This is a genomic window from Achromobacter sp. K91 (assembly GCF_003576205.1).
Taxonomy (GTDB): domain Bacteria; phylum Pseudomonadota; class Gammaproteobacteria; order Burkholderiales; family Burkholderiaceae_B; genus Achromobacter; species Achromobacter aegrifaciens.
Genome location: NZ_QWFB01000004.1, coordinates 18,569 through 31,128, shown reverse-complemented (window position 1 = coordinate 31,128; position 12,560 = coordinate 18,569). Strand labels below are relative to the sequence as shown.

The 12,560-nt window shown below is 67.6% G+C and carries 11 protein-coding genes and 1 riboswitch; of the genes, 6 read left to right on the top strand and 5 right to left on the bottom strand.

The features are described from left to right. On the top strand, window positions 1-836 hold an 836-nt coding region (locus DXK93_RS01125; RefSeq protein ID WP_147400201.1), incomplete at its 5' end, for an MFS transporter. Here the strand turns inward: DXK93_RS01125 and DXK93_RS01120 are convergent. Then, window positions 797-1,435 carry a TetR/AcrR family transcriptional regulator gene (locus DXK93_RS01120; protein ID WP_054456539.1) on the bottom strand — a complete coding sequence of 213 codons (639 nt, stop codon included), beginning with the start codon at window positions 1,433-1,435 and terminating at the stop codon, window positions 797-799. The genes DXK93_RS01125 and DXK93_RS01120 overlap by 40 nt on opposite strands. A 152-nt stretch (window positions 1,436-1,587) precedes the next feature. On the opposite strand from DXK93_RS01120, the gene DXK93_RS01115 reads away from it, so the two are divergent. From DXK93_RS01115 to DXK93_RS01100, 4 genes are read left to right on the top strand one after another with little or no spacing between them, the layout of a single operon-like run. Then, entirely contained in the window at window positions 1,588-2,271 is a 684-nt protein-coding gene (locus DXK93_RS01115) for a MarC family NAAT transporter (protein WP_054456540.1), read from the top strand. Beyond that, window positions 2,258-3,292: a DUF4105 domain-containing protein gene (locus tag DXK93_RS01110; RefSeq protein WP_119449097.1), complete on the top strand. Its 1,035-nt coding sequence runs from the start codon at window positions 2,258-2,260 to the stop codon at window positions 3,290-3,292. The genes DXK93_RS01115 and DXK93_RS01110 overlap by 14 nt, the downstream gene beginning before the upstream one ends. Beyond that, entirely contained in the window at window positions 3,289-5,193 is a 1,905-nt protein-coding gene (locus tag DXK93_RS01105; RefSeq protein ID WP_119449096.1) for a triacylglycerol lipase, read from the top strand. Before DXK93_RS01110 ends, DXK93_RS01105 begins: the two co-directional genes overlap by 4 nt. Beyond that, complete coding sequence (locus tag DXK93_RS01100) at window positions 5,193-5,411, top strand: hypothetical protein (protein ID WP_119449095.1); 219 nt, start codon at window positions 5,193-5,195, stop codon at window positions 5,409-5,411. The genes DXK93_RS01105 and DXK93_RS01100 overlap by 1 nt, the downstream gene beginning before the upstream one ends. Before the next feature lie 47 nt (window positions 5,412-5,458). Here DXK93_RS01100 and DXK93_RS01095 read toward each other — a convergent pair whose 3' ends face one another. After that, window positions 5,459-6,739 carry an LLM class flavin-dependent oxidoreductase gene (locus DXK93_RS01095; RefSeq protein WP_199728260.1) on the bottom strand — a complete coding sequence of 427 codons (1,281 nt, stop codon included), beginning with the start codon at window positions 6,737-6,739 and terminating at the stop codon, window positions 5,459-5,461. A gap of 174 nt (window positions 6,740-6,913) precedes the next feature. After that, window positions 6,914-7,020, top strand: a riboswitch (TPP riboswitch). A 107-nt stretch (window positions 7,021-7,127) separates the two neighbouring features. On the opposite strand from DXK93_RS01095, the gene DXK93_RS01090 reads away from it, so the two are divergent. Beyond that, on the top strand, window positions 7,128-8,579 hold the full coding sequence (locus DXK93_RS01090) for a sodium:solute symporter family protein (RefSeq protein WP_119449093.1): 1,452 nt from the start codon (window positions 7,128-7,130) through the stop codon (window positions 8,577-8,579). A gap of 47 nt (window positions 8,580-8,626) precedes the next feature. On the opposite strand, the gene DXK93_RS01085 is transcribed toward DXK93_RS01090, so the two are convergent. Genes DXK93_RS01085 through DXK93_RS01075 form a run of 3 tightly spaced genes read right to left on the bottom strand, consistent with a single transcriptional unit; the run spans window position 8,627 to window position 12,503 of the window. Next, window positions 8,627-10,132 carry an AMP-binding protein gene (locus DXK93_RS01085; RefSeq protein ID WP_119449092.1) on the bottom strand — a complete coding sequence of 502 codons (1,506 nt, stop codon included), beginning with the start codon at window positions 10,130-10,132 and terminating at the stop codon, window positions 8,627-8,629. Further along, on the bottom strand, window positions 10,129-11,343 hold the full coding sequence (locus DXK93_RS01080) for a thiolase family protein (RefSeq protein ID WP_119449091.1): 1,215 nt from the start codon (window positions 11,341-11,343) through the stop codon (window positions 10,129-10,131). Before DXK93_RS01080 ends, DXK93_RS01085 begins: the two co-directional genes overlap by 4 nt. Window positions 11,344-11,369: 26 nt before the next feature. Further along, window positions 11,370-12,503 carry an ABC transporter substrate-binding protein gene (locus DXK93_RS01075; protein WP_119449090.1) on the bottom strand — a complete coding sequence of 378 codons (1,134 nt, stop codon included), beginning with the start codon at window positions 12,501-12,503 and terminating at the stop codon, window positions 11,370-11,372. Window positions 12,504-12,560 lie beyond the last annotated feature (57 nt).

Here is a 12,560-nt window from a genome sequence, read left to right as displayed (position 1 = left end):
GAGATGTGTATAAGAGACAGGGCTCGGTGGGACTGGCCACTTCCGTCATCTTCGGCGGGGTAGCGGTGGCGTCCGTGCTGGGCGTACCGCTGGGCGCCTTCATCGGCGAGCTGGCCGGCTGGCGCGCGGCCTTCGGCGCCATGGCCGCGCTGTGCGCCGCCGTGCTGCTGCTGAATCTGCTCAGCCTGCCGCCGTTGCCCACCGCGCGTTCGCTGCGTCCGCGCCAACTGGTGTCGCAGCTGGCCAATCCGGGCCTGCGGCGGGGTCTCCTGATCACGCTGTTCCTCGTCGCGGGCCATTTCATGGCCTACACCTTCGTCCGTCCGCTGCTGCAGATCCACGCGGCGTTCGGAGAGAACTGGATCGGACCGCTGCTTTTCGCCTACGGCGCGGCGGGTGTGGCGGGCAACTTCCTGGGCGGGACTGCGGCCGCCAGGCGGCCGGCCGCGACGCTGCTGATGATCGCGGTCAGCCTGCTGATGGTCTTGCTGCTGCTGGGCATGCTGGGGCAGTTGCGCCCGGCCGTCGCGGTCTTGCTCTTGCTGTGGGGCCTGGCTTATGGCGCGGTGTCGGTGTCGCTGCAAACCTGGATGATGAAGGCCGCGCCGGATGCCGTGGAAGCCGCCACATCGCTGTTCGTCGCGGTGTTCAACCTGGGCATCGCGGCAGGTTCGCTGCTGGGCGTGCCCAGCGTGGACGCATTGGGGCTGCGGGCCAATCTATGGCTGGCCGCGGCCTGCATGCTCTGGCCGGCGCTGATGCTGGCGCGGGCTGGGTGGGGCGAGTGGCGCGGCGATTACGCGCGGAAGGCGCGCAACAGGGTATCCACCCCGTAGCGGCAGGTGGCCAGATGGTCTGCGTCGGGGCCGTCGGCGCGGCCGCCGGTCAGCCGCGCGTGCGAGGCGATGCCGTTGATCAGGTTGCCCAGGGTACGCGCTGCCAGGCGCGGATCGTCGATGCGCAATTCGCCGCGCGCGCAAGCGCGTGTCAGGCATTGTTCCAGGGGCGCGTGCAGTTGCACTTCCACCGCCTGCCGCAGGGATTCGGCCAGGTGCGGCAGGCGATGCGATTCCGACACGATCAGGCGGTAGAGCGCAGCCGATTTGGGCTGCAGGGCGTAGGTCAGCAGGCGTCGCGCAAGTTCATGCAGAGCGGGACCGACGGGCTGGTCCAGCATGGCGTCGGCGAAGACTGCCGCGCGCATGCCGTTCAATTCGTGCTCCAGCACCGCAACCAGCAGGCCTTCCTTGTTGCCGAATAGCTGGTAGGCGGTGGCCGCCGACCCGCCCGCCTGGCGCACGATGCGCTGGATGGAAGTTTGCGCGTAGCCGTGCTCCAGCAGTGACTGGGTTGCGGCTTCGAGCAGGCGCTCGCGGCGCGCCTCGCCCCGGCTGGTCAGCGCGCGCGGCGCCGTATCGTCTGGAATCGTATTCACTTCATTCCCATGGCCGCGTATCGGTCGCGGACTCTCTTGCACCAGGCGGATGTCTGGTTGAATTTGTGTAATGTATAGTACATTACGCGCTTGCAACATCATCCAAGCAGCTGTGACCCGCCGCAACGCCGGCGCCCGCAGCGCTCATCACCATGATCGACGACCTGGTTCAATTGGGAAAACTGGTCAGCCTGGGGCTGGCCTTGATGCTGCCCCTGGCCAATCCCCTGACCTCCATGACATTGCTGCTGTCCCTGGGCCAGCAGATTCCCTATAAAGAGCGCGAACGCCAGGTCAGGCAGGCCGCCTTCTACGTGGTCGGCATCATGCTGGTCACCTACTACGCCGGCGCCTGGATCATGCATACCTTCGGCATTTCGATCCCGGGGCTGCGCATCGCCGGCGGGCTGATCGTGGCCAGCATCGGCTTCAGCATGGTGTTCCCATCCGCGCCGTCGACCGCCTCCGAGGCCGACGTGGCCGATGCCCAGGCCAATCGGCAGACGCCCAACATCGCCTTCGTGCCGCTGGCGATGCCTGGCACGGCGGGCCCCGGCACCATCGCCATGATCATCAGCGGCGCGGCGACCCTCGATGCCTCGGTGACGCAGACCTATGCGCCCTGGGTGCTGGCGGTGACTCCCATCCTCGTGTTCTCCCTGCTGGGCCTGCTGTTCTGGATATGCCTGCGTTCGGCCGGGCGCATCGTGGCCGTGATCGGGCAGGGCGGGGTGGAAGCCATCTCCCGCATCATGGGCTTCCTGCTCGTGTGCATGGCGGTGCAGTTCGTGATCAACGGCGTTCTGGAAATCGTGCAACAGCATGGCGGCATGTAATCGACCCGGGCGCGGCTGCCTGGCGATCGCCGGACGCGTCATCTTCAGTCTTGTTCTTATCCTGTCCGCGCTGTGGGGCGGTCTGGCGCTGTTCTACCGCATGCCGGGCGGCACAGTGGTGCAAGGCGCAGCGGCGCTGGCCTGGGCCGCGCTGTGCCTGTATGCGGCCGTCGCGCTGTGGCGCGGACGCACGCGGCGATCCGCCTGGACCTGGTTGATCGGCATGGCCGCGCTGTGCGTCTGGTGGCAGACTCTGGCCCCGTCCAACGACCGGATCTGGGCGGACGATGTGGCGCGCACGCTGCGCGGCAGCGTCTCCGGATCTATCGTCACGTTGGACAGCGTGCGCAACTTCGACTGGCAGGCCGATACCGACGCGCGCTACACGGCGCGCTGGGAAAGCCAGCAGTACAACCTGAACGAGCTCGTTTCCGTGGACATGGTCCTGTCGTACTGGGGCAGCCCGGCCATCGCCCACACGCTGGTCTCCTTCGGTTTCACCGACGGCCGTCACGTCGTGTTTTCGGTCGAGATCCGCAAGGAACGCGGCGAGCAGTTTTCCGAGATCGGCGGCTTCTTCAAGCAGTTCGAACTGAGCGTGATCGCCGCGCAGGAGCGCGACATCCTCTACGTGCGGGCCGGGCCGCGCGCCGAACGCGTGTACCTGTATCCCGTCGACATGCCCGTGCCCGCCATGCGCGAATTGTTCTTGTCCTATGTGCGCACCGCGAATGAACTGGCCGACGCGCCGCGCTTCTATCACACGGTGACCGCCAATTGCACGACGCTGGTCTACAGCATGGTGCGCGCCATCGTGCCGGGCCTGCCGATGGATTACCGCATCCTCCTGTCCGGCTACCTGCCGGAATACCTCTACGAACAAGGCGGGCTGGATACCCGCAAGCTGCTGGCCAAGCTGCGCGAACAAGCCTACCTTGGCAAGCCCGCTTTGCCGGGCCCCGATCCGGTCGAGTTTTCGCGGGCCATCCGCCAGCCGGCATCCGCTGGGGCCGCGCAGTGAGCGGAATCCGGGCGGCCGGCGCGAAGGGCGGCGCGATCCTGGCCCTGCTGCTGTGCGCCGGCTGCGCAGGTGTCAAGGTGTCTTCCGTCAGCACCCAGGACTACATCGCCCAGCGCCGCGGCGACGTGCTCACCACCGGCCAGTTGAGCGCCTCCGCGCGCGAGTCCATGGCCGTGCTGGGCCTGAACGCGCAGGAATGCCGCAAGGATCGCGACGCCTGTACCCGCGCGCTTGCCACCATGGATGGGCTGGACAGCGAACGGCGCCTCTCCACGCTGTCCGAAGTCTGGCTGATGGAGGCGTTGGCCACGGAGAAGCAGCGCCCCGACGGCCAGGCCGGCCAGGACGAGCTGCTGGACGCCTATCTGCAGACGGCGCGGGCCGCCTATGCCTATCTGTTCTTCACGCCGCGCTCGCCCAGCGACCGCGCCTTCGAGGACCGCCAGACCCAGGTGCGCGACTATTACAACTACGCGGTGCAGCAGGCCGTCACGCGCCTGTTCGAGCAGCATCGCGGCCGTCCGCCGGAACCCGGGGCCAGCATGGCGGCGGGACCCTGGCAGGTCGTGGGCGAGATGTCCGATGTCAAGCTGCCCGGCGGCAAGCAGTTTCCGCACGAACTGGTGCCCGCGGCTAACTTGACCTTCCGGGGGCTGCGCAGCATGTACCGGCGCGACGGGTTCGGCGCCGAGTTGGTGGCGGTCACGGCGCGCCGTGTCAACGATGCCGACACCTTCAAGACGCCGTACAGTGAAACGCCGTTTCCGGCAGTGACCGTCATCATGGCTTTTCCCGGCGGCACGCTGGAGGAAGTCATGGCCACGCACAATGCGACCCTGGCGGCCTACGATCCATACAAGCGGGACTCGGTCGAACTGGCCGGCACGAAGGTGCCGCTGGCCGCCAACTTCACGTCGGGCTACGGCCTGTGGCTGGCGCGGTCGGGCTTCGCCACCCAGGCGCTGCGCAACGTGCTGGGCAAGGAAGAGGGCATCGAGGCGCCGCACGTATACCTGTTACAGCCCTACGACCCGGACCGGCGCACCGTCGTCATGCTGCACGGGCTGGCGAGCAGCCCCGAGGCCTGGATCAACGTCGCCAACGAGGTGCTGGGCGATGAAACCCTGCGCCAGAATTACCAGATCTGGCAGGTCTATTACCCGACCAACACGCCGCTGGCGCTGAACAACCGCGCCATCCGCGATGCGCTGCGCCAGACGATCGAGCATTTCGATCCCATGGGGGCGGCGCAGGCTTCACGCGACGCCGTTATCATCGGGCACAGCATGGGGGGCGTGCTGAGCCGGCTGCTGGTATCCTCGTCCGGCACCGTGCTGTGGGACGCATTGCGCGACCACGCCAAGCTGGACGAGACCCGCCTGGCCGAGGCGCATGCTGAATTCGACCCGGTGCTGAGCTTCGAGCCATTTCCCGGCATCTCGCGCGCGGTGTTCATCGCGGCGCCGCACCGGGGTACGCCATTTGCCGAGAACACTTTGTCGCGTTGGCTGTCCAACCTGATCACGCTGCCTGTGACCGTAGTCAGGCAGTTCGCCAAGCTCAACAGGCTGGCCGACGCCGATGGGCCGCCCCGGCCAGAAACCTCGATCCGGGTGCCCAATGGCGTGGACAACCTGAGCGAAAAGGACCGATTTGTGAAACTGACCGAGTCCATGCCGATTTCGCCGGCGGTGCGCTACCACAGCATCATTGCGAACAATACGCCCGGCGTCCCGCTGGCGGATTCGGACGACGGGCTGGTGCCGTACCGCAGCGCGCATCTGGAAGGAGCCGAGTCCGAGAAGATCATTCCGTTCTCGCACAGCGTGCAGGAGACGCCGCAGGCGATCCTGGAACTCAGGCGCATTCTGCGGCTTCAGCTGGAACAGGGAGCGCGCTGATGCACGGGTTGTTGTTCGGCCTGCTGGGTGCCGCCGCCGGTATCTTGACCGCGGCGCTGTTGCGCCAGCCGGGCGTACTGCTCTACGACTGGATCGCGACGCGCGCAGCGGCCAGGCGCCAGGCCACTTCGCGTAAACGCCAGGCCCTGATCGTCGAGGCAGCCGCGCGCGATGCCGCGAAGGCCAAGCACAGGCGGCCTGTCACGCAAGCCGGATAATCCTGCGCGCAGGACCGAAATGGCCGGCCAGGGGCCGCTGCGCCGGCCTATCGGGATTCCAGCCCCAGGTGCCCGCGCAGCGTGCGGTGCTGGTACTCGGTGCGGAACAAACCCCGGCGTTGCAACACCGGAATCACTTGTTCGACGAAATCGTCGATGCCTCCGGGCAGGGAAGGCGGCATCAGATTGAAGCCGTCGGCGCCTTCGTTGCGGTACCAGTGTTCCATCCTGTCGGCGATCTGTTCGGGCGTGCCCACCATGGTGCAGTGGCCGCCGCCGGCCGCCAACCTTCCGAGCAACTGGCGCACGGTGGGCTTTTCGGTTTCGATGATGCGCAGGATGGTGGCGTAGCGGCCCTTGGGGCCGGTGAATTCGGCCAGGGGCGGCAGGGTGGGGACGGGCGCGTCCAATTCCCAGGCGGAGCAATCCTGCAGCACGAACATGCCCAGTTGGCGCAGCGACGCGTCGCTGGGCAGCAGCGTGTCCAGTTCGCGCTGCTTGGCCCGGGCTTCGGCCTCGGTCGAGCCCACGTAGGTGACCAGGCCCGGCATGATGGGCACGAAATCCGGGCGTCCGGCGGCCAGCACGCGCCGCTTGATGTCGCGGTAGTAGGCCTGCGCCGCGGGCAGGTCGTAGGCGACGGCGTAGATCGCTTCGGCGCGCCGCGCGGCCAGATCGCGGCCCTGGTCCGAGGCGCCGGCCTGGAACAACACCGGGCGGCCTTGCGGGGGACGCGGCACCGTCAGGGGGCCATCGACCAGGAAATGCTCGCCATGATGGCCGATCTTGTGTACGCGCGCAGGCACGCCATAGTCGCCGGCGCGATCGATGGCCAGGGCACCCGCGTCCCAAGAGTCAAACAGCTTCAATGCGACGTCGACGAACTCCTCGGCGCGCGCATAGCGCCAGTCGTGCCCCGGCATGGACTCGTAGCCGTGGTTGCGCGCTTCGGCGTCGAACATGGACGTGACCACGTTCCAGCCCATGCGACCGCCCGAAATATGGTCCAGCGAGGCCACCATGCGGGCTGCGTGAAAGGGCGTGAAGAAGGTGCTGGAGACCGTGCTGATCAGGCCGATGCGGGAGGTGGCGCGCGCAATCGCGGCCATGGCGGTCAGCGGTTCCAGGTGCCAGCGCGGGCCGTCGCCGATGTTGTCGACCGATTGTCCGTCGGCAAAGAAAATGGCGTCCAGCTTGCCGCGTTCGGCGGTGCGCGCCAGTTCCTCGTAATAGGCGATGTCGCCCAGCCGCTCGGCGGCCGAATCCGGATGGCGCCAGGCGGCGCGATGGTGGCCGCAGCCGAAGATGAACAGGTTCAGATGCAGCATGGCGATCCGGCCCGGGCAGGGGCGGTAAAAGGCGCGATAGGCATGGTCAGGCTCTACGATTGCGGCGGCGGACAGGAAAACTGCCGCCGCACGCGGGCGAACTTAGCACAAAAGCCGTGGGCGGTCGTCCGTGCCTGGCGCGTTGACATTGCCGTGCCGCTCTCCTAATCTTGCGGCAATTCCTGGGGGAGCCCTGCAAGGGCTGAGATTCCGCGGCATCGCGGTAACCCTTTGAACCTGATCCGGGTAATGCCGGCGAAGGGAAGGACATCGCGCAGTCCGCGCGCCCTCCCTAGACTTTCATTCATCTTGCGGCCTGCGCACCAGCGTGGCGGGGCCGCCGCGTTGCGCGTCCGGCTGTCCGCCGGCAGCGGGAGGACCGATACCCATGTTGACCCAATCAACCGCCCTGATGTGGCTGCTGCTGTTTTCGGGCGGCTTTGCCGTGGCCAGCGTGCTGTACACCCGCCGCAAGCGCGGCACGCTGGAAGACTACATCGTCGCCCGCAACAGCCAGGGCGCCTTCGGCACCATCCTGACGCTGATGGCCTCGACCCTGGGCGCCTGGATCCTGTTCTCGCCGGCGCAGGCGGCGACCTGGGGCGGCCTGGCTGCGGTCATCGGCTACGCGCTGGGATCGATGTCGCCGCGCCTGGTCATGATTCCGCTGGGACGGCGCATGCGCGAACTCATCCCCCACGGCCACACCCTGACGGAATTCCTGATGGCGCGCTACGGCCGGCCCATGTACGGCCTGGCGCTGTTCATCATGCTGTTCTATCTCTTCATTGCGCTGTCGGCCGAAGTCACGGCGATCGCCAAGCTGGTCACCATGCTGGCCCCCGTGCCGCTATGGGCCACCGCCGCCATCGTGATGGGCACCACCTTGCTCTACACCACCTACGGCGGCCTGCGCTCGTCCATCTTCACGGACCAGGTGCAGATGATGGTGATCGTGCCCCTGCTGGTGATCCTGTGCCTGGTCGGCTGGCAAGCCGCGGGCGGGGCCATGCCCACCATCGAAGCGCTACAGGCCAAGGCGCCGCAGTTGCTGGACCTGACCGATCCGGTGGGCATCAAGGCGGGGCTGACCTTCTTCGTCGCCATCCTGCTGACCGGGATATTCCACCAGGGCAACTGGCAGCGCATCTATGCCGCCCGCGACGCGCGCTCCATGCGCAACGGTTTCCTGCTGGGCGGCCTGCTGGTCGCGCCCTTCATCTTCCTCATGGGATTGTTCGGCCTGGCCTTCGTCGGCCTGGCGCCGCAGGGAGACAGCTCCATCGCGCTCTTCAGCGTCATCATGCCGCATGCCCCCGCATGGTTCGTGATCGCGCTGATTCCATTGGGGCTGTCGCTGGTCATGAGCACCGCCGACACGGCGATCAGCGCCGTCTCCAGCATCATCGCGGTCGACATGCGCCGCCTGATGCCCAACGCCAGCTCCATGACCATGAAGCGGCTGGCGCGCTGGCTGGTGCTGTTGATGGCCATTCCGGTCATGATCGTGGCCTCGCAAGGCTACAGCGTGCTGTACCTGTTCCTGCTGGCCGACCTGCTGTGCTCCGCGGCCGCCTTCCCGGTCTTCTACGGATTGTTCAGCCGCAAGCACGACGGCCTCACCGCCACCGTCGCCACCATCTCCGGCTTGGCGGCCGGCCTGTTCTACTTCCCGGCGCCGGGCGACAAGCCCTCGTTCCTGCTGGAGTCCTTCCTGCTGGCGGCGGTGGTGCCGGTGGTGACGACCGTGCTGATGCGCTGCCTGTTGCGCGGCCGCAAGGAGTTCGATTTTTCGACGCTGAGCGCGGCGGTGCGCCGGCTGGATCGGGATCCCGTCTAGGCGCCCGCTTTGCAGCGCGGCGCTTTTCAGCGAGCGCCGCGCTGCGTTCATGGCGCGCGCAGCGCCTTCTTGTCCACCTTGTTGGCGCCCGTGTAGGGCAGGGCGTCGAGTATGCAGATGACCGCCGGCACCTTGTAGCGCGCCAGATTCGATTGGCAGTGCGCGATCAGCCCGGCTTCGTCGATTGCCGCGCCCGGCCGCAGGACGACGAAGGCGCGGATGACCTCGCCGCGGTAGCTGTCGGGCCAGCCCACCGCCGCGGCTTCGGCCACGTCGGGATGCAGGTACAGCACTTCGTCGACCTCGCGCGGGTAGACGTTGTAGCCGCCGGAAATCACCAGATCCTTCTTGCGGTCCCGGATGTACAGGAATCCGTCCTCCGCGAATTCGCCGATGTCGCCCGTGTACAGCCAGCCGTCGCGCAGGGTTTCAGCGGTAGCGTCGGGCCTGGCCAGATAGCCTTGCATGATCTGCGGCCCCCGCGCGCGGATTTCGCCGCGCTGGCCGGGCGGCAGCACGACCGAGCCTGTTTCCAGGTCGACCACCTGCACCTCGGTGCGCGCGACGGGCGTGCCAACCGAGCCATGGCGGGTTCCGGCCGGGCCGTTGTAAGTCAGGATGGGGCCGGCCTCGGTCTGGCCATAGCCTTCGTAGATCGGCGCGCCTACCGCAGCTTCCCAGCGCCGGTGCACCTCTTCGGCCAGCGGCGCGGAACCGGAATAGCAGGCCCGCACGCTGGACCAGTCGGTGCCGCCAAAGCGCGGATGCGACAGCAGGCCGGTATAGATCGTGGGGCTGCCCGGAAACAGCGTGATACGCTCGCGCTCCACCGCGTCGCAGACGTCGTCGGGCCGGTAGCGCGGCAGCACCACCAGCGTGGCCGCCGCGCTGGCGGCCAGGAACAGGCCCATGGCCATGCCATAGGAATGGAATAGCGGCATGGCGCAAAGCACGCTGTCGGCGCCGTAGCGGGTGGGCAGCGCCAGTTCCCGCTGCAACACATTGGTGGCGATGGCGTCGCGTCCGAGGATCACGCCCTTGGGATGTCCGGTCGTGCCGCCGGTGTATTGCAGCAGGGCCGGCGCCTGGGCCTCGGCATCGTCCAGCGGCGCATCGTCCATGCCAGGCTCCAGCCACGCACGGGCTTCGTCTTCCGCGACCAAGCGGATGCCCAGCGCCGCAGCCAGCGGCGCCGCAACGGAGATGGACGCGGCATCGGCAATCAGCAGCGCGGGCTGCGCGTCGCGCAGGATGAATTCCAGTTCGCGCGCCGTATAGAGCGGATTGAGCGGCACATGCTGGTTACCGGAGCACTGCAACGCCAGCGTCACCACACAGGCCAGGTCCGAATTGCCCAGCAGGGTTGCGATCCGCGCGCCGGACACCGTACATGCTTGCAGACGGCGGGCCGTCGCCCAGACTTCGGCGGCGTAGCGCCGGTAATCGACGCGCCGCGCGCCGCAGACCAAGGCCGTGCGTTCGGGCCAGTCGCGCACCGCGCGGGCCAGCAGCGCGGGAATGCGCAGGACGCCTTCGAGGCTGGATTGGCTCATCGTGCAGCTCCGCCAGCGTCCACGCGCAGGACCACTGCCATTGCACTGTCGCCGGCCGCGCAGCCCGTGAAGAGGCCCAGTCCGCCGCCGCGCTCGGCCAGTTCCTCGATAAGCTCGATGACGGACCGTAGGCCGGTCGGGCTTTGGGGATGGCCCCACACCAGCGAGCAGCCATAGTTGTTCATGGCCATGACGTCCAACCCCGTGGCGCGCGCCAGCGCGATGTCGGAGACCACGAAGGGATTGTGCGTCTTCACCGCATGCAGGTCGGCCGCGGCCAGGCCGGCGCGTTGCAGCGCATGGCCGGCGGCTTCGATGGGCGCCTGCGGCATGTAGCCCTTTTCGGTGCGCGACTGGCCGAAGCCCAGTATCTCGATGCCGATTTCAGGACGTTGTGACAACTCACGCGCACGTTCGGCGGTTGCCAGAATCATGCCGGCGTTGCCGTCGGCCGGATGCGTCTGCCCGCCATAGGTAATGGTGCCGCCGGGCAGCACGGGCGTCAGCCGCGCCAGACCCTCCGCCGTCGTCGCGTGGATGCCTTCATCGCCTTCCAGCACCGATGCGGTCTTGGCGTAGCGCGCGTCGGGCACCTGGAAGGGCAGCGTCATGTAGCGCTGCTGGAACCGGCGGCCGTCGGCGCAGGCCTGCGCATATTGCTCGTAGCGGCGCAGCGTTACCGCATTCTGCTCATCCGTCGAAATGCCGTGGCGCTCGGCCACGCGCTCCCCGGTCTGCAGCATGGACAGGCCGCTCCAGGGATCGTGGGAAAAATTGTCCAGCACCCAGTTTTCATGCGCGCCGGAGCCACCCGGGCCGGCGGGATCGGGATGGTAGAGCTGCGGTCCGTTGGACACGCGGTCGGCCATGAGGACCAGCGAGGTCTCGGCGTTGCCGAGCATGAGTTCGGCCGCGGCCGTGGCCAGGCCCCGCGCCGAGGTGGCGCAAGCCTGCGAAACCACCGGCCCCGCCAGATGGGGCGCGCCGAGCATGCCGGCCACCCAGGGCAAGCCGTAGAACGAGCCCTGCTGCGGCACCGAGCAGCCCAGCACCGCGCTCTGCAGCGCCGCGGGCGCGATGCCGCGGCGTTCCAGTTCGCGGCTCGCGGTCCAGGCCGCGAAACGCAGGCTGTGCAGGCGCGACAGGCTGCCCTGCCAGCGCGAGAAAGGCGTGCTCCAATACGCGCCATAAGGAATGTGTACGCCGGTCATGCGGACTCCTGCTGCAAATGGGCGGCTTACGGCAGGAACTGCCAGGCGCCCGAACGGGCCTGCATCAGCACGACGCCGCGCTCGTCCAGGCCGTTGTGGTTGGTGGGCGACATCATGTAGATGCCCTGTGTGCCGATGGTGCCCTGCAGGCTTTCCAGGGCGTCGCGCAGCGCCTGGCGGAAGGCCGGGGTGCCAGGCTGGGTGCCCGCCGGAATCTTGGCCACGGCCGCGTCCAGCAGCAGATAGGCGTCGTAGGTATATGGCGCGAAGGCGTTGCGAGAGTCGGCGCCGTAGGTCGATTCATATTGCTGGGCGTAACGCGTGGCGACCGGCTTGATCGGGCTGTCCGCGGGCAGCTGTTCCACCACCTGCACGGGCCCGCTGGGCACGATCACGCCATCGACTCCCTTGCCGCCGAGCTTCAGGAAATCCTTGTTGATCACACCATGCGTGTTGTACTGAACGCCCTGATAGCCGCGTTCGCGCAACGACAGATGGGGCAGGGCACCCGGCGTGCCCGAGCCCCCGACCAGCACCGCGCCCGGATTGAGGGCGACGATCTTCAGCACCTGCGCCGTGACCGAGTTGTCGGTGCGCGCATAGCGTTCGTTGCTGAGCACCTTGATGCCGCGCTTGGCGGCCGATTCCTGCAAGGCGCGGTAGACAGCGTCGCCCCAGGCGTCCGAAAACCCGATGTAGGCCACGCTCTTCACGCCGCGCTTGACCATGTCGGCGGTCAGCGAGTCCACCATCAGATCTATGCCGTGAGCCACCACGAAGATCCATTCGGCGCGGTCCGGGCTGACCGCGATGGGCGCCAGCGAGAGTTGCGGCGTGCGGGCTTCGCGGGCGACTTCCGTGACCGCCATCGAGGTTGGCACGTTGCTCGGGCCGATGATGGCGTCCACCTTGTTTTCGGTGATCAGCTTGCGGGCGGTCCTCACCGCGGACGACGGATCGGTCGCATCGTCCAGCGCGATGTATTCCACCGGCTGGCCGCCCAGCGTCTTGGGCAGGAGCGGCACGGTGCTGCGGTACAGCGAACCCATGGAGGCTCCGGGTCCGGTGCTGCTGGCGATCACGCCAATGCGGATGTCGGCGGACGCGGCGGCAGGCGCCAGGGCGCAGGCCAGCGCCAGCGCGGCAAGACGATGAAACATGGCTATTCCCCTTTTTTGAATATCGCCCGACTAGCGGGATGCCCCCAGTATGGGCGT

Bases quoted from the DNA above. Each gene is read 5' to 3' on its own strand.
- DXK93_RS01080 (WP_119449091.1), bottom strand. From the start codon at position 11,343: ATGACCGGCGTACACATTCCTTATGGCGCGTATTGGAGCACGCCTTTC.
- DXK93_RS01095 (WP_199728260.1), bottom strand. From the start codon at position 6,739: ATGCTGCATCTGAACCTGTTCATCTTCGGCTGCGGCCACCATCGCGCC.
- DXK93_RS01110 (WP_119449097.1), top strand. From the start codon at position 2,258: ATGGCGGCATGTAATCGACCCGGGCGCGGCTGCCTGGCGATCGCCGGA.
- DXK93_RS01075 (WP_119449090.1), bottom strand. From the start codon at position 12,503: ATGTTTCATCGTCTTGCCGCGCTGGCGCTGGCCTGCGCCCTGGCGCCT.
- DXK93_RS01090 (WP_119449093.1), top strand. From the start codon at position 7,128: ATGTTGACCCAATCAACCGCCCTGATGTGGCTGCTGCTGTTTTCGGGC.
- DXK93_RS01085 (WP_119449092.1), bottom strand. From the start codon at position 10,132: ATGAGCCAATCCAGCCTCGAAGGCGTCCTGCGCATTCCCGCGCTGCTG.
- DXK93_RS01115 (WP_054456540.1), top strand. From the start codon at position 1,588: ATGATCGACGACCTGGTTCAATTGGGAAAACTGGTCAGCCTGGGGCTG.
- DXK93_RS01100 (WP_119449095.1), top strand. From the start codon at position 5,193: ATGCACGGGTTGTTGTTCGGCCTGCTGGGTGCCGCCGCCGGTATCTTG.